General features: G+C 69.9%; 18 protein-coding genes and 1 riboswitch. Of the genes, 10 read left to right on the top strand and 8 right to left on the bottom strand.

Annotated features, from left to right (window positions below):
- Nucleotides 1–206 precede the first annotated feature (206 nt).
- The 5 genes from U8D42_RS16955 to U8D42_RS16935 are packed head-to-tail and all read left to right on the top strand — an operon-like array spanning nucleotide 207 to nucleotide 4,876.
- A complete protein-coding gene (locus U8D42_RS16955; protein ID WP_322860129.1) occupies nucleotides 207–2,936 on the top strand; it encodes an ATP-binding protein in 2,730 nt (909 codons plus the stop codon).
- The gene (locus U8D42_RS16950) at nucleotides 2,933–3,355 is read left to right on the top strand and encodes a roadblock/LC7 domain-containing protein (protein ID WP_090422760.1); all 423 of its coding nucleotides are present in this window, start codon (nucleotides 2,933–2,935) and stop codon (nucleotides 3,353–3,355) included. Before U8D42_RS16955 ends, U8D42_RS16950 begins: the two co-directional genes overlap by 4 nt.
- A gap of 6 nt (nucleotides 3,356–3,361) precedes the next feature.
- The gene (locus U8D42_RS16945; protein WP_085242218.1) at nucleotides 3,362–3,739 is read left to right on the top strand and encodes a DUF742 domain-containing protein; all 378 of its coding nucleotides are present in this window, start codon (nucleotides 3,362–3,364) and stop codon (nucleotides 3,737–3,739) included.
- On the top strand, nucleotides 3,720–4,316 hold the full coding sequence (locus U8D42_RS16940) for a GTP-binding protein (RefSeq protein WP_431523780.1): 597 nt from the start codon (nucleotides 3,720–3,722) through the stop codon (nucleotides 4,314–4,316). The genes U8D42_RS16945 and U8D42_RS16940 overlap by 20 nt, the downstream gene beginning before the upstream one ends.
- Nucleotides 4,313–4,876, top strand: a complete 564-nt coding sequence (locus tag U8D42_RS16935; protein ID WP_322859589.1) for a pentapeptide repeat-containing protein — start codon at nucleotides 4,313–4,315, stop codon at nucleotides 4,874–4,876. Before U8D42_RS16940 ends, U8D42_RS16935 begins: the two co-directional genes overlap by 4 nt.
- Nucleotides 4,877–4,878: 2 nt before the next feature.
- Here U8D42_RS16935 and U8D42_RS16930 read toward each other — a convergent pair whose 3' ends face one another.
- The 3 genes from U8D42_RS16930 to U8D42_RS16920 form a co-directional block, all read right to left on the bottom strand.
- Nucleotides 4,879–7,407, bottom strand: a complete 2,529-nt coding sequence (locus U8D42_RS16930) for an ATP-binding cassette domain-containing protein (protein ID WP_322859590.1) — start codon at nucleotides 7,405–7,407, stop codon at nucleotides 4,879–4,881.
- A gap of 17 nt (nucleotides 7,408–7,424) precedes the next feature.
- Nucleotides 7,425–10,061, bottom strand: a complete 2,637-nt coding sequence (locus U8D42_RS16925) for an ATP-binding cassette domain-containing protein (protein WP_322859591.1) — start codon at nucleotides 10,059–10,061, stop codon at nucleotides 7,425–7,427.
- A 78-nt stretch (nucleotides 10,062–10,139) separates the two neighbouring features.
- Nucleotides 10,140–11,357 carry an NADH:flavin oxidoreductase gene (locus U8D42_RS16920; protein WP_322859592.1) on the bottom strand — a complete coding sequence of 406 codons (1,218 nt, stop codon included), beginning with the start codon at nucleotides 11,355–11,357 and terminating at the stop codon, nucleotides 10,140–10,142.
- 250 nt (nucleotides 11,358–11,607) lie between these two features.
- Here U8D42_RS16920 and U8D42_RS16915 point away from each other — a divergent pair, with 250 nt between their 5' ends.
- Both U8D42_RS16915 and U8D42_RS16910 read left to right on the top strand, forming a co-directional pair.
- A complete protein-coding gene (locus tag U8D42_RS16915; protein ID WP_085241757.1) occupies nucleotides 11,608–12,453 on the top strand; it encodes a bifunctional methylenetetrahydrofolate dehydrogenase/methenyltetrahydrofolate cyclohydrolase in 846 nt (281 codons plus the stop codon).
- Nucleotides 12,450–12,731, top strand: a complete 282-nt coding sequence (locus U8D42_RS16910; RefSeq protein WP_090422762.1) for a DUF3017 domain-containing protein — start codon at nucleotides 12,450–12,452, stop codon at nucleotides 12,729–12,731. Before U8D42_RS16915 ends, U8D42_RS16910 begins: the two co-directional genes overlap by 4 nt.
- Here the strand turns inward: U8D42_RS16910 and U8D42_RS16905 are convergent.
- Nucleotides 12,728–13,294 carry a DUF732 domain-containing protein gene (locus tag U8D42_RS16905; protein WP_090422763.1) on the bottom strand — a complete coding sequence of 189 codons (567 nt, stop codon included), beginning with the start codon at nucleotides 13,292–13,294 and terminating at the stop codon, nucleotides 12,728–12,730. The two genes, U8D42_RS16910 and U8D42_RS16905, sit on opposite strands and share 4 nt — an antisense overlap.
- A 295-nt stretch (nucleotides 13,295–13,589) precedes the next feature.
- Between U8D42_RS16905 and U8D42_RS16900 the strand changes: the two genes are divergently transcribed.
- Together U8D42_RS16900 and U8D42_RS16895 are read left to right on the top strand one after the other, a co-directional pair.
- Nucleotides 13,590–15,020 carry an FAD-dependent oxidoreductase gene (locus tag U8D42_RS16900; RefSeq protein ID WP_322860130.1) on the top strand — a complete coding sequence of 477 codons (1,431 nt, stop codon included), beginning with the start codon at nucleotides 13,590–13,592 and terminating at the stop codon, nucleotides 15,018–15,020.
- 120 nt (nucleotides 15,021–15,140) lie between these two features.
- A complete protein-coding gene (locus U8D42_RS16895) occupies nucleotides 15,141–15,593 on the top strand; it encodes a hypothetical protein (RefSeq protein WP_322859593.1) in 453 nt (150 codons plus the stop codon).
- Here the strand turns inward: U8D42_RS16895 and U8D42_RS16890 are convergent.
- The 4 genes from U8D42_RS16890 to U8D42_RS16875 all read right to left on the bottom strand — a co-directional run bounded on the left by U8D42_RS16890 (nucleotide 15,586) and on the right by U8D42_RS16875 (nucleotide 19,099).
- Nucleotides 15,586–15,777, bottom strand: a complete 192-nt coding sequence (locus U8D42_RS16890; RefSeq protein WP_322859594.1) for a three-helix bundle dimerization domain-containing protein — start codon at nucleotides 15,775–15,777, stop codon at nucleotides 15,586–15,588. The genes U8D42_RS16895 and U8D42_RS16890 overlap by 8 nt on opposite strands.
- Before the next feature lie 62 nt (nucleotides 15,778–15,839).
- Nucleotides 15,840–16,574 carry a class I SAM-dependent methyltransferase gene (locus U8D42_RS16885; RefSeq protein WP_085241781.1) on the bottom strand — a complete coding sequence of 245 codons (735 nt, stop codon included), beginning with the start codon at nucleotides 16,572–16,574 and terminating at the stop codon, nucleotides 15,840–15,842.
- Nucleotides 16,571–17,710 carry a homoserine O-acetyltransferase MetX gene (metX, locus tag U8D42_RS16880; protein ID WP_085241751.1) on the bottom strand — a complete coding sequence of 380 codons (1,140 nt, stop codon included), beginning with the start codon at nucleotides 17,708–17,710 and terminating at the stop codon, nucleotides 16,571–16,573. Before metX ends, U8D42_RS16885 begins: the two co-directional genes overlap by 4 nt.
- A 9-nt stretch (nucleotides 17,711–17,719) precedes the next feature.
- On the bottom strand, nucleotides 17,720–19,099 hold the full coding sequence (locus tag U8D42_RS16875) for a bifunctional o-acetylhomoserine/o-acetylserine sulfhydrylase (protein WP_322859595.1): 1,380 nt from the start codon (nucleotides 19,097–19,099) through the stop codon (nucleotides 17,720–17,722).
- Nucleotides 19,100–19,265: 166 nt separating this feature from the next.
- Nucleotides 19,266–19,382: riboswitch (SAM riboswitch) on the bottom strand.
- A 147-nt stretch (nucleotides 19,383–19,529) separates the two neighbouring features.
- Between U8D42_RS16875 and U8D42_RS16870 the strand changes: the two genes are divergently transcribed.
- Complete coding sequence (locus U8D42_RS16870) at nucleotides 19,530–21,770, top strand: NADP-dependent isocitrate dehydrogenase (protein WP_322859596.1); 2,241 nt, start codon at nucleotides 19,530–19,532, stop codon at nucleotides 21,768–21,770.
- Nucleotides 21,771–21,791: the final 21 nt, after the last annotated feature.

The following is a 21,791-nucleotide window of genomic DNA, read 5'->3' as shown; positions in this document are numbered from 1 at the left end:
TGCGCCTTGGGGCGGCCGGTCTGCTCAGTACGGATTCTGGTGACCTGGGCCGCGGGCTGTCATACTCGTCGGATTGCCACGTTGACGCGCTCGCGCCCATCTGGCGTGGCACGGGTGGATAAAGCAGGAAGTCTCATGAGCCTCTCGATTTCTCGAGCGCTGACCATCAGCGCGGCGGCCGGTCGCCCGGCCGCGGCGACGTGACCATGTTCGCCCGCCCGGCCGCCCCGGCCGAGGCGGCCGCACCCGAGTCCGTACAGCCCCGCAGCGCCGGCGCGGCGCCGGGCAAACGCCCGCCGGCCTGGTCGCTGAGCAACTGGCCGGTCGGGTGGAAAGTCCTGGCCATCGTGCTGGTCCCGCTGGCGTTGGCAACGGTGTTCGGGGCGCTGCGCATCGAGGGCGCGATGGCGAACTCGAGTGGTCTGCGGCTGGCCGCGGCCCGCGCCGACCTGGTTCCGGTGATCACCAAGTACATGTCGGCCCTGGACGTCGCCCTGGTGGCGGGCGGCACCGGGCGCGACGTCGAGGGGGCCAAGAAGAACTTCGACGCGCGCAAGTACGAGCTGGACACGCGGGTGCGCGACACCGACGTGAGCCCCGAGGTCCAGTCGGGGGTCAACAATCTGCTCGACGGCGGTCAGATGCTGGTGAACAAGGCGACCGACAACGGGCTCGGGTTGCGGGAGCGGGTGACCCTCTACGCCCCCATCCTGCTGACCGCGGAGGACGTCATCAACGCGTCGGTGCGCGTCGACGACGAGAAGATCCGCGCCCAGACCCAGGGCCTGAGCCGGGCGGTCGGGGCCCGCGGCCAGATGACGATGCAGAAGATCCTCGTCACCCGCGGCGCCGACCTGCCCGAGCCGCAACTGCGGACGTCGATGATCACCCTGGCCGGGACCGAGCCGTCGACGCTGTTCGGGATGAGCGAAGTCCTCGGCGCGGGCTCGCCCGAGGCCAAGACGCTGCAGCAGCAGCTGGTGACGCGGATGGCGATCATGTCCGATCCGGCCAGCGTGCTCGTCGACAACGCCGACCTGCTGCGCTCGATCCAGACCACCGACGAGATCGCCGAGCAGGTCATCAAGGACGCCACCGCGTCGGTGACGAAATCCGTGCACGCCCAGGCCGCCGACAAGCGCAACTCCGCGATCATCGACACGGTCGTGGTGCTGGCCGCCATCGTGATCGCGCTGGTCGTCGTGCTGCTGGTGGCGCGCGCCCTGGTGCGGCCGCTGCGCGTCCTGCGTGACGGCGCCCTCAAGGTGGCCCACACCGACCTCGAGGAGGAGATCGCCCGGGTCAAGGCGGGCGGCGCCGAGCCGACGCCGCAACCGCTGCCCGTGTACACCACCGAGGAGATCGGCCAGGTCGCCCACGCCGTCGACGAACTGCACACCCAGGCCCTGCTGCTGGCCGGCGACGAGGCGCGGCTGCGGCTGCTGGTCAACGACATGTTCGAGACCATGTCGCGGCGCAGCCGCTCGCTGGTCGACCAGCAGCTGTCGCTCATCGACCGGCTCGAGCGCAACGAGGAGGACCCCGAACGCCTGGACAGCCTGTTCCGGCTGGACCACCTCGCGGCCCGGCTGCGCCGCAACAGCGCCAACCTGCTGGTGCTGGCCGGCGCGCAGCTCGCCCGCGACCAGCGCGACCCGGTGCCGCTGGCGACCGTGCTCAACGCGGCGGTGTCGGAGGTCGAGGACTACCGGCGCGTCGAGATCGTGGGGCTGCCCGACAACAGCACGCTGATCGGCGCGGCCGCCGGTGGCGCCATCCACCTGTTCGCCGAGCTGATCGACAACGCCCTGCGCTATTCGCCGCCCTCGACGCCCGTGCGGGTCTCGGCGGCCCGCGGCGGCGACGGCGGAGTCGTGGTGCGGATCGCCGACTCCGGGCTGGGCATGAACGACACCGATCGGCGCATCGCCAACATGCGGCTGCAGGCCGGGGGCGAGGTCAGCCCGGACAACGCCCGCCACATGGGCCTGTTCGTGGTCGGCCGGATCGCGGCCCGACACGGCATCCGGGTCGGGCTGCGCGGCCCGGCGGCCAACGAGGCGGGCCCCGGCACCACCGCCGAGATCTACCTGCCGCCGGCCATCCTCGAGGGCACCGGCCAGCCGGTTCGCGTCGCGCGGATCAGGGCCGTCTCGTCACCCAGCGCGCAACCCGCCGCTGCGGACGCCCCCGAGGAACGCGCGCCCGAGCCGGCGGTGCGCGCCGCCGCCGACGACCCCGTGCCACCGGTCACGCTGTTGCCGCGCCGCAACCCCGGGTCCAGCGGCATCACCGACGTGCCTGCCCCACCCGCCGAGCAACAGCCCCGGCGGCCCCGGCGCGAACTGCCCACCCCGTGGTGGGAGAGCGGGACCCCGGCGCAACCGGCCGCCCCGGCGGCCCCCGCCGAGCCGGAGCCCAAACCCGCCCGGACCGCGTCGGACACGTCGGCGTTCTTCGCCGCGCGGTCGCGGGACGCCGACAGGCCGGCCACCCGCGCACCGAGCGCACCCGGCCTGTCGATCCCGGCCGCCCCGCAGGGTGCGGCCACCCCGGCCGACGACGACGTGATCTACCGGCGGATGCTGTCGGAGATGCTCGGCGATCCGCACGACCTGGTCAACAGCCCCGACCTGGACTGGCAGTCGGTATGGGACCGCGGCTGGACACTGGCCGCCGCGGCCGAGGACAAGCCCGTCGAGGCGCGCACCGCCGAGCACGGCCTGCCGGTCCGCACTCCCGGGGCCCGGCTGGTGCCCGGCGCGGCCAACGGAACCGACCTGCCCGAGCAGGACCGGCCCGACTCCGCCCGGGAGCCGCAGCACGCGGCCGCCGCGCGCGATCCCGAGGCGGTTCGCGCCTCCTTCAGCAATCACTTCGGCGGGGTGCGCACCGGCCGGTCGCACGCCCGCGAAGAAGGGTCCGATCAGCAATGACCTCACCCGGTATTCCCCCGCAAGCGGGCGGTGCCCCCCCACTGGACTGGCTGGTGACGCGGTTCGCCCGCGAGGTCCCCGGCGTGGCGCACGCCCTGCTGGTCTCCGTCGACGGCCTGCCCATCGCCGCCAGCGAGCATCTCCCGCGCGAGCGCGCCGACCAGCTGGCCGCCGTCGCCTCCGGCCTGGCCAGCCTCGCGACCGGCGCCGCGCAGCTGTTCGAGGGCGGCCAGGTGCTGCAGTCCGTGGTCGAGATGCAGCACGGCTACCTGCTGTTGATGCGCGTCGGCGACGGCTCCCATCTGGCCACCCTGGCCGCGACGTCGTGCGACATCGGTCAAATCGGCTACGAGATGGCCATCCTGGTCGAGCGGGTCGGGGGCGTGGTCCAGTCCACCCGCCGGTCCGGCGTCTCGTGAGCCGCGATGGACGAACCCGAGCCCCGGCCGACGACCACACGTAGAGGAAATCTGGTCCGCCCGTACACCCTGACGGCCGGGCGGACCGGCACCGACGTCGAGCTTCCCGTGGAAGCGCCGATTCAGACGCTGCAGGCCGGCCTGGCCCACCGGTGGCCCGCTGAGGATGCGAAAGGCAGGATCATCCAGTTGTGCGTCGGCAGCCCGTCGGTCGCGGAAATCTCTGCCCGGCTGGATCTTCCGCTCGGCGTCACGCGCGTCCTGGTCGGCGATCTGGTGTTGTCCGGCTACCTTCGGGTGCACAGGACGTTGTCCGAGCGTTCGACCAGAGATGAGCGCCACGAACTGATAGGAAGGACGCTGCGTGGCCTTAAGGCACTCTGAGGTACACCCCGAGATGCAGCAAGACGGAGCCCACGCCTCGACCAAGATCGTCATCGCGGGCGGCTTCGGCGCCGGCAAGACGACGTTCGTCGGGGCCGTGTCGGAGATCATGCCGTTGCGCACCGAGGCGATGCTCACCGACGCCTCGACCGCCGTCGACGCGCTGGAGGCCACCCCCGACAAGCGGACCACCACCGTCGCGATGGACTTCGGCCGGATCACCCTGGACGAAGACCTGGTGCTCTACCTGTTCGGCACGCCGGGCCAGCGCCGGTTCTGGTTCATGTGGGACGACCTGGTGCGCGGCGCCATCGGGGCGATCGTCCTGGTGGACTGCCGGCGGCTGGAGGACAGCTTCGCCGCGGTCGACTTCTTCGAGCACCGCAACCTGCCGTTTCTGGTCGCGGTCAACGAATTCGACGATGCGCCGCGCTATCCCGTCGCTGAGGTGCGCGAGGCGCTGACCCTGCCCGCGCACATCCCGGTGATCACCGTCGACGCCCGGGATCGCCGGTCGGCGACCGACGCGCTGATCGCGGTCAGCGAGTACGCCCTGGCCACCCTGACCGCCAATTGACCGGGCGGTGGGTCGACCGCCAATTCTTGGGCCACGACTTCACCGACGAGGACCTCAGCCGGCTGCACACCGAACGGGTGGTGTTCGACGAGTGCAACTTCGGCGGCGCCAACCTGGCCGAGTCGCAACACCGCGGGTCGGCTTTCCGCAATTGCACGTTTCGGCGGACGTCGTTATGGCACAGCTCGTTTGCACAGTGCAGCATGCTGGGCTCGGTTTTCGTCGAGTGCCGGATGCGGCCGATCACCTTCGACGAGGTCGACTTCACGCTGGCGGTGCTGGGCGGTAACGACCTGCGCGGCGTCGACCTGAGCGGCTGCCGGTTGCGCGAGGCCAGCCTGGTGGAGGCCGACCTGCGCAAGGCGGTGCTGCGCGGCGCCGACCTGTCCGGCGCCCGGGCGACGGGCGCCCGGCTGGACGACGCCGACCTGCGGGGGGCGACCGTGGATCCCTCGTTGTGGCGAACCGCATCGCTGGCGGGCGCCCGCGTCGACGTCGGCCAGGCGGTGGCCTACGCGGCGGCGCACGGCCTGCGCCTCGGGGAGACCCTGGACGGCTGAGGTCAGTGTTTGAGCCGGATGCGCCACCGCACCAGGCCGGCGTAGGCGATCGACAACGCCGCGAGCATGCCCATGTCGAACAGCCAGGCGGACGGCGTGTGCTGGAAGTGGCTGTCCCGCGGGTTCTGCGGGCCGGGCGCCACCGTCCACAAGTCGACCGTCGACGCCTGCGCGGCGTACCCCCACCGCGACGGCACCGCCCAGGACAGCTGGTCGAGGAAGATCCGGTTGGTGACCGGCACCATCCCGCCGGACAGCACCATCTGGCCCATCAGCGACACCACCAGCAGCGGCATGATCTGCTCGTTGGAGCGCGCCAGCGCCGACAGCAGCAGGCCCAGCATCGCCGCGGCCACACAGGTCGCGGCGACGGCGACGAACAGCTCGAGCGTCGGGTTGCCGAGCAGCACGGCCGGGCGCGTCGGCGTGCCCTTGCCGATCACCACGATGGCCGTGGCGATCGCCGCCTGGACGACGGCGAACACGCAGAACACCGCGATCTTGGCCAGCAGGTAGGCCGTGGTCGACAGCCCGACCGCCTGCTCGCGCCGGAAGATCGGCCGCTCGCCGATCAGGTCGCGGATGGTCAGTGCGGTGCCCATGAAGGCCGCGGCCATGGTGAGCAGCGTCAGGATCGTCGCGGCCTCGCCGGCCGAGTCGCTCGTCGGATCGGCGTAGCCGAAACCGGTGTGGCCGGGAACGGTCAGCGACAGCGCGCCCATCACGAACGGCAGCAGCGCCAGGAACACGAAGTAGGCGCGGTCGGCGACCACCAGGCGCACCTGGCGGCGGGCGACGGTGGAGAACTGGCGACGGGTGCTGGTGCGCGGCGGGACACCGAGGTCGGCCGGCGCCTCCGTCTGGACGGCCGGCGGCGGTTTGTTCTGCGCCAGGAAACGGCGGTTGGCCTCGTCGGGGTCGGCGCCGACCTTCGCGAAGATCTGCGCCCAGTTGGTGGTCCCCATGGCGGCGCCGATCTGGTCCGGCGGCCCGAGGAAGGCGGTCTTCCCTCCGGGCGCCATCAACAGCACCTGGTCGCACACGTCGAGGTAGGTCAGCGAGTGGGTGACCACCAGCACCACCCGGCCCGCGTCGGCCAGCTGGCGCAGCATGGTCATCACCTGCAGGTCCAGCGCCGGGTCCAGCCCCGAGGTCGGCTCGTCGAGGATCAGCAGCGACGGCCCGGTCAGCAACTCGAGCGCCACCGAGGCGCGCTTGCGCTGCCCGCCGGAGAGCTTGTCGACCCGGGTGCCCGCGTGCTGGGTCAGCCCGAGTTCGTCGAGCACCTGCGCGACGACCTCTTCGCGGTCGGCCTTGGTGGTGTCCGGCGGCAGCCGCAGCTCGGCCGCGTAGCCGAGGGCCTGGTTGACCGTGAGCTGGCGGTGCACGACGTCGTCCTGCGGGACCATCCCGATCCGGGTCCGCAGCGACGCGTACTCGGTGTGGATGTTGTGGCCCTCGAAGGTGACCAACCCGGAGGTCGGGGTGGCGTACCCGGCGATCAGCCGCGACAGCGTGGTCTTGCCCGCACCCGACCCGCCGATGAGGGCGGTCAGCGTGCCCGGGCGGGCGGTCAGCGAGATCCGTTCCAGCAGATTCTTGCCGCCGACACTGAAGTCGACGCCGCGCACCTCCAGGCCGCCGGTGCGCGCCGCCGCCTCCTGGCGGCGGACCAGGATGCCGCCGGAGAACACCAGGTCGACGTTCCCGATGGTCACCACGTCGCCTTCGGACAGCACCGCCGCCGCCACCTTGAGCCCGTTGACGAAGGTTCCGTTGCTGCTGTTGGCGTCGCGGATCTCGGTGCCCGCCGGCGTCGGCGTGAGAAACGCGTGATGGCGTGACGCCAGCACGTCGTGGATGACGATGTCGTTGTCGAGCGCGCGGCCGATCCAGGCGGCGCGGCCCGGTCGTTCGGTCACCCGCTCGGATTCGGGTCCGAGGTTCTGCACCCGCGTGGTCGGGAACTCGGCGACCTGGCCGCTCACGCCGATCTCGGTCGGCGGATTCGCCTGGGGCGGGCCGCCGGTCTGCGGCACCGACCGTGTCGCGGCGTCGGGCCGCACGATCGGCACGGCGGTGGTGCGGTTCGGGCCCTGCCAGGGGCGCGGCGGTGGGGCCGGTGGCCGCTGGCCGGTCGGGGGGGCCGGGTGCGCGTCGCCGGGCGGTGTGATGACCGGGATCGACTCCGTGGTCGGCGGGAGCATGCCCACGGTCCCGGTGTGGTGGCCGATTTCGAACGTGATCCGGGGGCCGTCGGGCTTTCCGATGTTGAGGGTCTGGCCGTCCTCGATGTCGACCAGGGGCACCCGCTGGCCGTTGAGGTAGATCCCGTTCAGCGAATGGTTGTCCAGCGCGACCCACTTGCCGCGGTCGAACCTCAGCAGCAGGTGTGCGCGCCCGATCAGCGGGTGCGCCACCCGCAGGTCCGCGCGCAGGTCGCTCCCGACCACCACGTCGCGGCCGGCCGCGAAGCTGCCCTTCGATCGGTCCGATCGAACGGTCAGCACGGGCTCGGCGGCTTGTGTCATCGGACCGGCCCGCGAGTTCAGCGCTTCAGCCGGATGTGCCACCGGACGAAGCCGGTATAGGCGGCGGACAGGAACGCCAGCATGGCCATGTCGAACACGAAGATGTGCTTCGAGTGCTGCCAGATCGGGTCGTTGGTCGGGATCTGTTTCACCTTCACCAGCGACGGAAAGTCGATCGAGGAGGCGCCCGCGGCGTAACCCCAGCGGGCGGGCGTCAGCCAGGCGAGCTCCTCGAGGCCGAAGCGCTGATAGACCGGGATCATGCCGCTGGAGAACACCAGCTGCGACATGATCGACACCACGAGCAACGGCATGATCTGCTCGTTGGACTGCGCCAGGGCCGACAGCAACAGGCCCAGCATCGCCGACGCCACACAGGTTCCGGCGACGGTGACGAACAGCGAGAACGTGGAGTTGTCGAAGAACGGGGGGTGTGCCGTCGGCGCACCCTTGCCCAGCCGCACGATGATGGTCGCCACCGCCGCCTGACCCGTGGCGAAGACGCAGAACACCGCGATCTTGGCCAGCAGATAGGCGGTGGTGGACAGGCCGACGGCCTGCTCGCGCCGGAAGATCGGGCGCTCGCCGATCAGGTCCCGGATGGTCAGCGCGGTCCCCATGAAGACGGCGCCGATGTTCAACAGCACCATGATGTACTGCGGCTGCGTAGGCGCGGGACCGAGCGGGTCGGCCGGGCCGAGGCCGGGGTGGGGACCCTTCACGGTCAGCGACAACGCGCCGATGAGGAACGGCAGGACTGCGAGGAAGACCGTGTAGCCCCGGTCGGACACGACCAGGCGAACCTGGCGGCGCGCGATCGTGGACAGCTGCTTCCAGATGTCGGTCCTCGGGGGCTCGCCCAGGTCGGCCGGGCTTTGCGGCGACGGCGGCTTGGACGCTTGCTGGTTGCGCTCCTGGAAGCGGCGGTTGGCCTCGTCGGGATCGGCGCCCACCTTGGCGAAGATGTCGGCCCAGTTGCGGGTGCCCATGGCCGCCTCGACCTGGTCGGGTGGCCCGCAGAACGCGGTCTTGCCGCCGGGCGCGACCAGCAGGATCTGGTCGCAGACGTCCAGGTAGGACACCGAGTGCGTCACCACCAGCACCACACGGCCGGCGTCGGCGAGCTGGCGCAGCATCAGCATGACCTGACGGTCCAGCGCCGGGTCCAGGCCGGAGGTCGGCTCGTCGAGCAGCAGCAGCGACGGCTGGGTGAGCAGCTCCAGGGCCACCGAGGCGCGCTTGCGCTGCCCGCCCGACAGCTTGTCCACCCGGGTCTCGGCGTGCTTGGTCATGTCCAGTTCTTCGAGCACCTGGGCGACGATCTGAGCCCGCTCGGCTTTGCTGGTGTCGGGCGGCAGCCGCAGCTCGGCGGCGTAGTTCAGGGCCTGGTTGACGGTCAGCTGGCGGTGCACGACGTCGTCCTGCGGGACCATCCCGATCCGGCTGCGCATCGACGCGTATTCGGCGTGGATGTCGTGGCCCTCGAACGTCACCGAGCCCGACGTGGGGCTGGTGTAGCCCACGATCAGCCGCGACAGCGTGGTCTTACCGGCGCCCGAACCGCCGATGATGGCCGTCAGCGTGCCGGGCCGGGCGGTCAGCGAGATGTGGTCGATCAGCTGCTTTCCGTGGTCCACCGTGAAGCAGACGGAGTTGACTTCCAGGCCGCCGGTGCGCGTCGCCGCCTCGGTGCGGCGGAGCAGCTCGCCGCGGGTGAACACCAGGTCGACGTTGCCGATGGTGACCAGGTCGCCCTCGGTCAGCACCGCGGACCCCACCCGCACGCCGTTGACGAAGGTGCCGTTGACGCTGTGGGCGTCGCGGATCTCGGTGCCCAGCGGCGTCTGGATCAAGAACGCGTGATGGCGGGAGGCGAGGACGTCCTGGATGACGACGTCGTTGTCGGTGGCGCGGCCGATCGTCAGCGCGCCGGAGGGCTTGTGCAGCGCCCCGGACCGCGACGGCCTGAGCGCCTGGAACATCTTGGTCGCCAGGTTCGCCACCTCGGGGCCCCTGGCGGCGCTGGGCGACATCTCGGTGTGCGGGGATGCCTGCGCGGGCGGCTGGAAACTCAGCGGCGGCGGCGGCGGGGCGGCGGGCGGGCGGGCGCCGGCGTACATCGATTGCGCCGGCGGGGCGAGGCGGGACCCGGGCGCACCCGGGTGCGGTCGCCGCGGCGGTGACGCCCAGCTCGGCGGGCGGCCACCCGGTCCCGGCGGGGGGCCGGGTGGGGCGGCGAGCGGAGGGGGCCCCGCCGGTGCGGCGGACCACGCCGGCCCGGCCTGGTGAGCCGCGACCGGGATGCCCATCGATTCGGTTTGCGGTGGACGCCCCGCCATTCCCAGGTGGCGCCCGACCTCGAACATCAGCTGCGGCCCGTCCGGATTCCCGATGTTGAGGCACTGGCCGTCGTGGATCTCGACCACCGGCACCCGCCGGCCGTTCACGAATGTGCCGTTGAGCGAACCGTTGTCGATCGCCAGCCACCGGCCCTGGTCGAAGCGCAGCAACAGATGTGCGCGCGAGATCAGCGGGTGCGTGATGCGCATGTCGGCGCGCAGATCGCGCCCCACAACCACGTCGTGACCGGCGGCAAACGTGCGTTCTGACCCGTCATAACGAACCGTTAAGACGGGCGGGGCTGCTGCACTCATCGGACCAACTGTATCTCGTGAAGCCAAGGCAACCCTGAGGCCCAAATGTGCGTTCGGCGACGCCCGATCGCCCGGCGGCTAGGCCCGATTGCCCGCCAACACGTCCGGGGCCCCGGTGACCACGCAGCGCGTGCGGGTGTAGATCGTGGGCATGCACTGATTGCAGTGCGTGCACGCCGAACGCACGCTGTGCTGGGCGCCGTCGGCGGCGATCCGATTGATCAGGTCCGGCTCGGCCAGCAGCGCCCGGGCCATCGCGACGAACTCGAATCCCTCTGCCATCGCCAGGTCCATCGTTTCCCGGTTGGTGATACCGCCCAGCAGGATCAGCGGCATCGTCAGCTCGGCCCGGAACAGCTTGGCGTCGCGCAGGAGATAGGCCTCGCGGTAGGGGTACTCGCGCAGGAATTTCTTGCCCGTCATGCGCATGCCCCAGCTCAGCGGCGGCTTGAACGCACCGGCGAACTCCTTGAGGGGAGCGTCCCCGCGGAACAGATACATCGGGTTGACCAGCGAGCTGCCCGCCGTGAGCTCGATCGCGTCCAGGCCGCCGTCGTCCTGCAGCCACTTGGCGGTGATCAGCGACTCCTCGGTGCTGATGCCACCGCGCACGCCGTCGGCCATGTTGAGCTTCGCGGTGACCGCGATGGGGGTGCCCTCCTTCTCCACCGCACGGCGGACGGCCATCACCATGCCGCGGGCCACCTTGGCCCGGTTCTCCAGTGAGCCGCCGAACTCGTCGTCGCGGCGGTTGATCAGCGGGGACAGAAACGAGCTCGCAAAGTAGTTGTGGCCCAAATGGATTTCGACCGCGTCGAAGCCGGCTTCGATGGCCAGGCGGGCGGCGTTGGCGTGCCCCTCGATGACGTCGTTGATGTCGTCGCGGGTCGCCTTCTTGGCGAAGCGCATCCCGATCGGGTTGAAGAACCGCACCGGCGCCAGCGCTTTGGCCCCGTTGGACTTGGCGTTGGCGACCGGACCGGCGTGGCCGATCTGCGCGCTGACCGCGGCGCCCTCGGCGTGGATCGCGTCGGTGAGCCGGCGGAAACCGGGCACCGCCTCCGGGCGCATCCAGATCCCGTTGCCCTCGGTGCGGCCGCCGGGGGAGACCGCGCAGTAGGCGACGGTCGTCATGCCGACGCCGCCCGCGGCGGGTTGCCGGTGGTATTCGATGAGGTCGTCGGTCACCAGGGTGTCGGGCGTGCGGGCCTCGAAGGTGGCCGACTTGATGGTGCGGTTGCGCAGCGTGATCGGGCCGAGCTTGGCCGGGCTGAACACGTCCGGAGGGGTAGACATACCGGGAGCCTAATGGCGATCGCAAGCGCGGCGAAGCCGGGCGTGGCGGGTCGCCATCATCGGGCACCGCGGCGATCGCAAGCGCGGCGAAGCCGGGCGTGGCGGGTCGCCATCATCGGGCACCGCGGCGATCGCAAGCGCGGCGAAGCCGGGCGTGGCGGGTCGCCATCGTCGGGCACCGCGGCGATCGCAAGCGCGGCGAAGCCGGGCGTGGCGGGTCGCACCATCGATATCTGCCAGACTGTCAGGCGTGGGCGCAATCACACTGGACGGCAAGGCCACCCGTGACGAGATCTTCGTCGACCTCAAACAACGCGTCGCCGCCCTGACCGCGTCGGGTCGCACCCCCGGGCTGGGCACCATCCTGGTCGGCGACGATCCCGGGTCGCAGGCCTACGTCCGGGGCAAGCACGCGGACTGCGCCAAGGTCGGCATCACGTCGATCCGCCGCGACCTGCCCGCCGACATCGGCGCCGCCACGCTGCTGGACACCATCGACGAGCTGAACGCCAACCCCGACTGCACCGGTTACATCGTGCAACTGCCGCTGCCCCGGCACCTGGATGAGAACGCGGCGCTCGAGCGCGTCGACCCGAACAAGGACGCCGACGGGCTGCACCCGACGAACCTGGGCCGGCTGGTGCTCAGCGTTCCCGCCCCGCTGCCGTGCACCGCGCGCGGGATCGTGCACCTGCTGCGGCGCTACGGCGTCGAGATCGCGGGGGCGCACGTGGTCATCATCGGCCGGGGAGTGACGGTCGGCCGGCCGCTGGGCCTACTGCTGACCCGCCGTTCCGAGAACGCCACGGTGACGTTGTGCCACACCGGAACTCGCGATCTGGCGGCCTACACCAGGCAGGCCGACATCGTCGTGGCCGCGGTCGGGGTGCCGCACATGCTGACCGCCGACATGGTGCGTCCCGGCGCGGCCGTCGTCGACGTGGGCGTCAGCCGGACCGAGAACGGGCTGGTCGGCGACGTGCATCCCGACGTGTGGGAGGTGGCCGGCCACGTGTCGCCGAATCCCGGTGGCGTCGGCCCGTTGACCCGCGCGTTCCTGCTGAGCAACGTCGTCGAGCTGGCCGAGCGGGAATGAGCGCGCGGTCCGTCGTCCGGGCGCAGTGGCCAATCCTGCTGGTCGGGTTGACCTTCGCCACGGCGCTCGCGCTGGTGGGCGCGAACTTCTGGCGGCGCGGTTCGCTGCTGATCGGCATCGGCGTCGGGCTGGCCGCGGTGCTGCGGCTGGTGCTGCCCGACGAGCGGTCCGGCCTTTTGATGGTGCGCAGCAAGGGAATTGACTTCGTCACCACCGCCACGGTCGCGACCGCGATGGTCTACATCGCGTGGACCATCGATCCGCTGGGCACCGGTTAGGTAGCGGGCACCGCCGGTATCTGCCTCGCCATGCCCGGGATCTGGCCCGCCATGCCGGGGATCTGGCCCGTCACTCCGGGGATCTGGCCGGCCATCCCCGGCATCTGGCCCGCCATGCCCGGTATCTGCCCCGCCATGCCCGGTATCTGGCCCGGCATTCCGGGCAGTTGCGGCACCGCGCCGGAGAGATTACCGCTGGCCAGGTTTGCCATCTGCTCGGGGCAGTACGTCTGGATCGCGATGGTGGTGAACATGCGCGCCATCATCGGCGACATGCCCCGGCCGGACACGCTGGATGCGGCCGCGGCGAAATTGCCGCCCGGCTCGGCGAGCATCGGGCAGATGGACTGGCCCACCGACATCGCGTTGCCGGGTTCACCGAAGTCGATGCCGGCGTGGTTGAGCGCGTCGATGAAGTTGTCGTCGGGATTGTCCGCCCGCACCGGCGCGGCGAACGCCGACGCGGCGGTGAGCAGGCCGGCGGCCACGGCCAGCAGCCGAACAGTCAGGGGCTGATTGCGAAACACCCAGACCCAGTGATGCGTTCGTGCCAGCGCCTTCATGCAGCCTCCGCCTTGGTCGTGGAGTGCGCGCGGGGCACTCGAATCACGTTAGGAACTCTGATCTATCACCGTCACGTTCACGACACGGTGGGGTAAAGGTTCGCACAATAACCGTTTTGTGGGTTCGCCGCGGCGCGGGCCTCGGTTATTGGGAGCCCTCGTGACGTGGCGTCGCGCTTGGTGATCGAAGCCACACTGTGATCTGACACGAGCGCCCGGGCCGGGCTTTTGCGTGAGAAATGTTCGAGAATCTCCGCACATGACGACGAATCGCAGCCGTCCGCCGGGCCCCTCCGTGGAGGGCGGCATCTCGCGCCAGGCATTCCTTCGCGGCGCCGTCGGGATGTTGGCCACCGGCGCGGTTTTGGGCACCGCGCGGGCCGCCGCCGACCCCGCCGTCGGCTGGGGCGGGCTGGCGTCCGCCATCGGCGGCACCGTTGTGCTGCCGGCCAACAGCGCCCAATTCTCCACCAGCAAAAAGGTTTTCAACTCGTTTTACGACAGCTCCAGTCCGGCCGCGGTGGTGACGGCTTCCTCCCAGGCCGACGTGCAGAAGGCGGTCGCTTTCGCGACGGCCAACAACCTCAAGGTCGCCCCGCGCGGGGGCGGGCATTCCTACGTCGGTGCGTCCAGCGCGAACGGCACGTTGGTGCTGGACCTGCGCGGGCTCCCGGGCGGTGCCAACTTCGACGGCAACAGCGTCACGGTGACCCCGGCGACCACCCTGTACGCGATCCATCAGGCGTTGACCGGCGCCGGCCGGGCGATACCCGGCGGCACCTGTCCGACCGTCGGCGTCGCCGGGCTCGCGCTCGGCGGTGGGATAGGCCCCGACAGCCGCCACGCCGGCCTGACGTGCGACGCGCTGCGGTCGGCCACGGTGGTGTTGCCCAGCGGCGACGTGGTCACCGCGTCCGCCAACGACAATCCGGATCTGTTCTGGGCGCTTCGCGGCGGTGGCGGCGGCAACTTCGGGGTGACGACGTCGATGACGTTCGCCACGTTCGCGACGGCCGACAGCGACGTCGTGCGCCTGGACTTCCCGCCCGCGTCGGCCACGCAGGTGCTCGTCGGCTGGCAGTCCTGGCTCAGCGCCGCGGACCGAAACACTTGGGGCATCGTCGATCTCATGGTCGGCTCGGCGCCGAATTGCCACGTGCTGGCGACCTGCCCGGCGGGGGCCGGGTCCGGAGTGGTCGACGCGATCAAGTCCGCCGTCGGGGTGGCGCCCACGTCGGTCTCCAACAAGACGATGAGCCGCACGGATCTGCTGATGTTCCTGGCCGGTGGCACTTCCACGCCACCGGCGCGTTCGTTCGTCGCCGGGTCGGACGTCATCGGCCCCGTCGACGCCACCGCGGCCCGCGCCATCGCCACCGCGATCGGGCAGTGGCCCTCGGGCGCCGGGCAGGCGTCGGTCCTCGTCGACCCACTCGGCGGCGCGGTCGCGGACGTGGCGGCGGGCGACACCGCGTTCCCCTGGCGCACCCAGTCCGCCGTCCTGCAGTGGTACGTCGAACCGGCCGGCAACCAGGTCTCCGCCGCGAACAGCTGGCTGAGCTCCGCCCACCAAGCGGTGCAACAGATTTCGGTCGGCGGATACGTCAACTACCTGGAGGCCAACGCCGCGCCCGCGCGCTACTTCGGCCCGAATCTGTCGAGGCTGACGACCGTGCGGCAAAAGTACGACCCGAACCGGATCATGTTCTCCGGGTTGAACTTCTGACGATCCGCGTCCCCAGCGCGGGTCCTTTGGCCCACGGGACGGGCCCGAAGGCCCTATCGACCATGGTGCCCGGTGCTCAGACTGTGCATATCACGGCTCCGCACCTAAGGCAGGTCAGGCATGTTCATGCAGTTACTCAAGCGCTGGGGGGGTGCCGCCGTCGCCGCGGCGAGTCTTCTCACCGTGGGCACAGCGGGAACGGCCGGCGCCGACTACGTCGGCGTCGCGGAGTGGTACGCGCAGGCCCAAGGGCATTTGGCCAACACGGCGAACTACATGCAGGCGGTCGTGGACGCGATCAAAGCCAACGACCTCGTCGCTCTGCACGCGGCCTGTTCGAACGTCCACGACGAACAAACCGTCGGCCTCCAGGCCCACCTGCCCACGCCGGACCCCGCGCTGACCAGGGCCCTGCAGGCGGAGATCAACGACTTCAACACGGCGACGCACATCTGCATGTCACTGGGGCCGAACAGCACCCCGGCCGATCTGGACCAGGCGGACGCGTTCACCCAGCGGGCGATCGACGACCTCAAGACGGTCAACGACATCCTCGTCGAAGACCTCAGTTGAGTCTGCGCTTGAGTTGATCGCGGGCGCGTTTCTCCGCCAGGAGCGTGACGAAGTCGCGGATCCGGCTGCCGCGGAACCGGGCGTGCTCGTGCCGCACCAGGTTGCCCACCTCGTCGGCCGAGAAGCGGGGAAATTCGTCGACCAGTCGCCGCTCGACATCGGTTAACAGGCATTCTTCGCTCATCTGAACCATTTCACCCATGGTCACCGGGTTGCCATCCGGGTCGTGTCGTAAAACGACCCGGTCTACCCGGCGAGGGTCGCCCTGATGCACACGGTGACGTAGGGCAACGCCAGCCCGGCCGAATTCGCCAGCGCCGGGTGGGTGGCCAGCAACTCACGCACCTGGTCCAGGGTTCTGGTGCGGACCTCGGTGGGCGAGGTGATGCAGTAGCTGCGCGACGCGACCAGGTCGATCAGGGCTTGCGGCGTCAGGTAGTTCGTCCACTCGACCTGGTGGCGCTCCGGCTGGGTGAACGCCTCGGACAGCGTGACGTCGAAGCGACCCCGGTCGCCGTCGGAGCCGATGATGTCGCCCAGCTCCCGCACCCAGCCCAGCCGTTCGTCGCGGGTGTTCCACACCAGGCCCAGCCGCCCGCCCGGCCGCAGCACCCGGGCCACCTCGGGAATCGCGCGCTCGGGATCCACCCAATGCCACGCCTGCGCAACCAGCACGACGTCGACGCTGTTGTCGGGCAACGGAATGCCTTCCGCCGTGCCCAGCAGCGCCCGGGTCTCCGGCAGGGAGGCGCGCAACACCTCGAGCATGTCGGGAATCGGGTCGACGGCCACCACGTCCAGGCCGCGTTCCACCAGCCGGGTGGTCAGCTTGCCCGTGCCCGCACCCAGGTCCAGCACCTGGCGTGCGCCGCGCGGCAACAGCCAGTCGATGGCCTCCGGCGGGTAGGACGGACGCCCCCGCTCGTAGGCCGCCGCCGCTGACCCGAACGACAGCGAGCGATCGTGGTGAGAGCGGGTCACCGCCGGCACGTGCCTTCGGTAGTGGCCAAGTCCAACGTCATGCGGATCAGGTCGCCGACCGCCTCCGACTCCACCAGGAAGCCGTCGTGCCCGCAGATGGAGTCGACGACCTGCAGGCCGCCGCAGCCCGGCAGCAGTTCGGCGAGCTCCGCCTGTAGCCGCAACGGGTAGAGCCGGTCGGAGGTGATGCCGCCGACCACGGCCGGAACGGGGCAACCGCTGAGGGCCTTGCGCACGCCGCCGCGGCCGCGGCCGACGTCGTGGCTGTTCAGCGCCTCGGTCAGGGTCACGTAGCTGCCCGCGTCGAAGCGGGCCAACAGTTTGTCGCCCTGGTGTTCCAGGTAGCTTTGCACCGCGTAGCGGCCGCCATTGGTCGGGTCCTCGCCGCCCTGTGCGTCGTTGCCGAACCGGGTGTCGAGCTCCGCCTCCCCGCGGTAGGTCAGGTGGGCGAACCGGCGGGCGATCGTCAGCCCGGTGTCCGGTGTGCGGCCGGTGTCGTGGTAGTCGCCGCCCTGCCAGTTCGGGTCGGCCTGGATGGCCGCGATCTGCGTGGTCTGCGTGCCGATCTGATCCGCGGTCGCCCGCGCGCCGACCGCCAGCAGCAGCCCGGCCCGGACCCGGCCGGGATGGCCCACCATCCACTCCAACGCCCTTGCGCCGCCCATGGATCCGCCGACCACGGCGGCCACCTCGTCGATGCCGAGCGCGGCAAGCGCGGCGATATCGGCCTCCACCTGGTCGCGGATCGAGATCTTCGGGAACCTTGAGCCCCAAGGCTTTCCGTCGCGGGCCAGCGAGCTGGGCCCGGTGGAGCCGCGGCAACCGCCCAGCACGTTGGTGGCCACCGCGCACCAGCGGTCGGTGTCGATCGGCGCGCCGGGTCCGGCGACCCCGTCCCACCAGCCGCCGGTGGGATGGCCGGGGCCGGCGGGCCCGGTGATGTGCGAATCACCGGTCAGGGCGTGCAGCACCACCACGACGTTGTCGCGGGTCGGCGACAGCTCACCCCAGCGCTGAACGGCGATGCAGACGTCGTCGATCACGGCGCCGCTCTCGGTGGTCAGCGAGCCGATGTGCACCAGGCCGATCTCGCCCTCGGCCGGCAGCGTCTGGGTGGGGACGTCGGAGATCGTCATCGCCGGCCCTTAGAACGCCGCCACTGCTTGCGGGTCCGAGCTGGAAGCCTGCGCGCCCGCGCCGTACTTGCGCGCCGCGGAGAACCCGAGCTCCAGGTCGGCCAGGATGTCGTCGATGCCCTCGATGCCGACGGCCAGCCGCACCAGGCCCGGGCTGACGCCGGTGCTCAGCTGCTCGGCGGGGCTCAGTTGGGCGTGCGTGGTCGACGCCGGGTGGATCACCAGCGAGCGCACGTCGCCGATGTTGGCCACGTGACTGTGCAGCTTCAGCGCGTTCACGAACGCCTTGCCGGCCTCGATGCCACCGGCCAGCTCGAACGACAGCACCGCGCCGGTTCCCTTGGGCGCCAGCTTCTTTGCCCGCTCATGCCAGGGCGAGCCGGGCAGCCCGGCGTAGTTGACCGACAGCACGCCCTCATGTCCCTCGAGGTATTCGGCGACCCGTTGCGCGTTGGCGACGTGGCGTTCCATCCGCAGGCTCAGCGTTTCGATGCCCTGGGCCACCAGGAAAGCGTTGAACGGCGAAGCGGCCGAACCGAGGTCGCGCAGCAGCTGCACGCGCGCCTTGAGCGCGAACGCCGGCGGTCCGAGCTCCGCGAACACCACGCCGTGGTAGCTCGGGTCGGGCGTGGTGAAACCGGGGAAGCGGCCCTGCGTCCAGTCGAAGGTGCCGCCGTCGACGATCACCCCGGCGATCGCGGAGCCGTGCCCACCCAGGTACTTGGTGGCCGAATGCACGACGACGTCGGCCCCGTGGGAGAACGGCTGGATCAGGTACGGCGTGGCGACGGTGTTGTCGACGATCAGCGGGATGCCGTTGGCGTGGGCGACCTCGGCGACCCCGGGAATGTCGAGCACATCGATCTTCGGGTTGGAGATGGTCTCGCCGAAGAACGCCTTGGTGTTCGGCCGCACCGCGGCCCGCCACGCGTCCAAATCGTCGGGATCGTCGACGAAGCTCACCTCGATGCCGAGCTTGGCCAGCGAGTAGTGGAACAGGTTGTAGGTACCGCCGTAGAGCCGCGGGCTGGACACGATGTGATCCCCGGCACACGCGAGGTTCAATATGGCGAATGTCGCAGCGGCCTGGCCCGAGCTCAAGAACAGCGCGGCCACCCCGCCCTCGAGCGCGGCCACGCGCTGCTCGACGACATCGGTGGTCGGGTTGCCGATCCGGGTGTAGATGTTGCCGGGAACTTCCAGCCCGAACAGGGCCGCGGCGTGCGAGGTGTCGTCGAAGGTGTAGGAGGTGGTCTGGTAGATCGGCAGGGCGCGGGCGTGGGTCACCGGGTCCGGTTGCTGGCCGGCGTGTACCTGCTTGGTCTCGAATGACCAGCGCGCGGTCGGGTCGGCGTCGTCGCTGCTGGTGGTGCTGTTGTCGGGGCTCACGTGAGTTTGCTTTCTGGTTCGGGATTGACGAATCGGGTATCGGGTTAGCCGGTGGCCGGGTGGCCGGGGGTTAACAGCGACACGCGCTTCGACACATGAGCCGATCGCAAGGAGCTGAAGATGTGCACATCACGTGTTCCCCTCTAGTCAGGGGTCCGTTATGGCGGACCCGCGCTTGCCGCGCAGCCTGTGGCTACTAGACCTGGTCATCACCCGGGGCACCCCACCGCGGTTGGAGGGTTGCCGGCCAGCAAGCCGGGGCTTGATGCTGGCGCTCATGACCAATATGGAGACTATCTTACTGTGCCGACTGGATGCCAATGGCAGGTCGACACCTGCCCAAACGCCCTTGATAACGTGGCAGGCAGAACGCTGAGCCCCCCACAATTCTGACCGAATATTCGAGGTTTTCCATGCCGGGAGAGGGACCGTGAGCGCCGAACAGCCGACCGTCATCTACACACTGACCGACGAGGCGCCGTTGCTGGCGACCTATGCGTTCCTTCCGATCGTGCGCGCCTTCGCCGAGCCGGCGGGCATCGAGATCCAGGCCAGTGACATCTCCGTGGCGGCACGGATCCTCGCCGAGTTCGGCGACTACCTGACCGAAGAACAGCGGGTCCCGGACAACCTGGGGGAGCTGGGCCGGCTGACCAAGCTGGCGGACACCAACATCATCAAGCTGCCCAACATCAGCGCCTCGGTGCCCCAGCTGGTCGCCGCCGTCAAGGAGCTGCAGGGCAAGGGCTTCAAGATCCCGGACTTTCCGCAGAGCCCGAAGACCGACGAGGAGAAGGAAATCCGCGCCCGCTACGGCAAATGCCTGGGGAGTGCGGTCAACCCGGTACTTCGGCAAGGCAATTCGGATCGTCGCGCGCCCAAGGCCGTCAAGGAATACGCGCGCAGGCACCCGCACAGCATGGGCAAGTGGTCGCCGGCGTCGCGCACACACGTCGCGACCATGCGCCACGGCGACTTCTACCACGGCGAGAAGTCGATGACGCTGGACCGCGCGCGCAACGTGAAGATGGTGCTCAAGACCCACAGCGGCAAGACCCTCGAGCTCAAGCCCGAGGTCGAGCTGCGCGCAGGCGACGTCATCGACAGCATGTTCATGAGCAAGAAGGCCCTGGTCGAGTTCTACGAGGAACAGATGCAGGACGCCTACGAGACCGGCGTGATGTTCTCGCTGCACGTCAAGGCGACCATGATGAAGGTCTCCCACCCCATCGTCTTCGGCCACGCCGTCAAGGTCTTCTACAAGGACGCCTTCGCCAAGCACCAGGAGCTCTTCGACGAACTCGGCGTCGACGTCAACAACGGATTGGTCGACCTGTACAGCAAGATCGAGTCGCTGCCCGCGTCGCTGCACGAGGAGATCATCCGCGACCTGCACGCCTGCCACGAGCACCGGCCCGAGCTGGCGATGGTCGATTCGGCCAAGGGCATCACCAACTTTCATTCGCCCAGCGACGTGATCGTGGACGCGTCGATGCCGGCGATGATCCGCGCGGGCGGCAAGATGTACGGCGCGGACGGGCGCCAGAAGGACACCAAGGCCGTCAACCCCGAGTCGACGTTCTCCCGCATCTATCAGGAGATCATCAACTTCTGCAAAACCAACGGGCAGTTCGACCCGACCACGATGGGCACCGTGCCCAACGTCGGGCTGATGGCGCAGCAGGCCGAGGAGTACGGCTCGCACGACAAGACGTTCGAGATCCCCGAGGAAGGCGTCGCCGACATCGTCGACATCGATACCGGCGAAGTCCTGCTGACCCAGAACGTGGAAGAAGGCGACATCTGGCGGATGCCCATCGTCACCGACGAAGCGATCCGCGACTGGGTCAAGCTCGCCGTCACCCGGGCTCGCAACTCGGGCATGACGGTGGTGTTCTGGCTGGACACCGAGCGGCCGCACGAGGTCGAGCTGCGCAACAAGGTGAAGAAGTACCTGAAGGAGCACGACACCGAGGGCCTGGAGATCCAGATCATGCCGCAGGTGTGGGCCATGAGGTACACGATCGAGCGCGCGGTGCGCGGGCAGGACACCATCGCCGCGACCGGAAACATCCTGCGCGACTACCTCACCGACCTGTTCCCCATCCTCGAGCTCGGCACCAGCGCCAAGATGCTGTCCATCGTGCCGCTGATGTCCGGCGGGGGAATGTACGAAACGGGGGCGGGCGGTTCGGCGCCCAAGCACGTGCACCAACTCCTCGAGGAGAATCACCTGCGCTGGGATTCCCTCGGCGAGTTCCTCGCCCTGGGAGCGTGTTTCGAGGACATCGGCATCAAGACCGGCAACGAGCGCGCCAAACTGCTGGGCAAGACGCTGGACGCGGCGATCGGCAAGCTGCTGGAGAACAACAAGAGCCCGTCGCGCAAGGCCGGTGAACTCGACAACCGCGGCAGCCAGTTCTACCTGGCGCTGTACTGGGCTTCCGAGCTTGCCGCGCAGTCCGACGACGAGGAGCTGCGCAAGCACTTCGCTGCTCTCGCCGACTCGCTGGGCCAGAACGAGGACACCATCGTGGCCGAGCTCGCCGAGGCGCAGGGCGAGCCGGTCGACATCGGCGGCTACTACTACCCCGACAACGAGAAGACGACTGCGGTGATGCGGCCGAGCAAGACGTTCAATGAAGCGCTGGCCGCTTCGCAGGGCTCGTAGGCTCGAAGAGTCGCGGAGAGA

The sequence above is a fragment of the Mycobacterium europaeum genome, from assembly GCF_034555895.2.
In the GTDB taxonomy this organism is placed as follows: Bacteria; Actinomycetota; Actinomycetes; order Mycobacteriales; family Mycobacteriaceae; genus Mycobacterium; species Mycobacterium europaeum.
The sequence above is the reverse complement of the archived record's forward strand: the minus strand, read 5'-3'. Positions and strand labels throughout refer to the sequence as shown.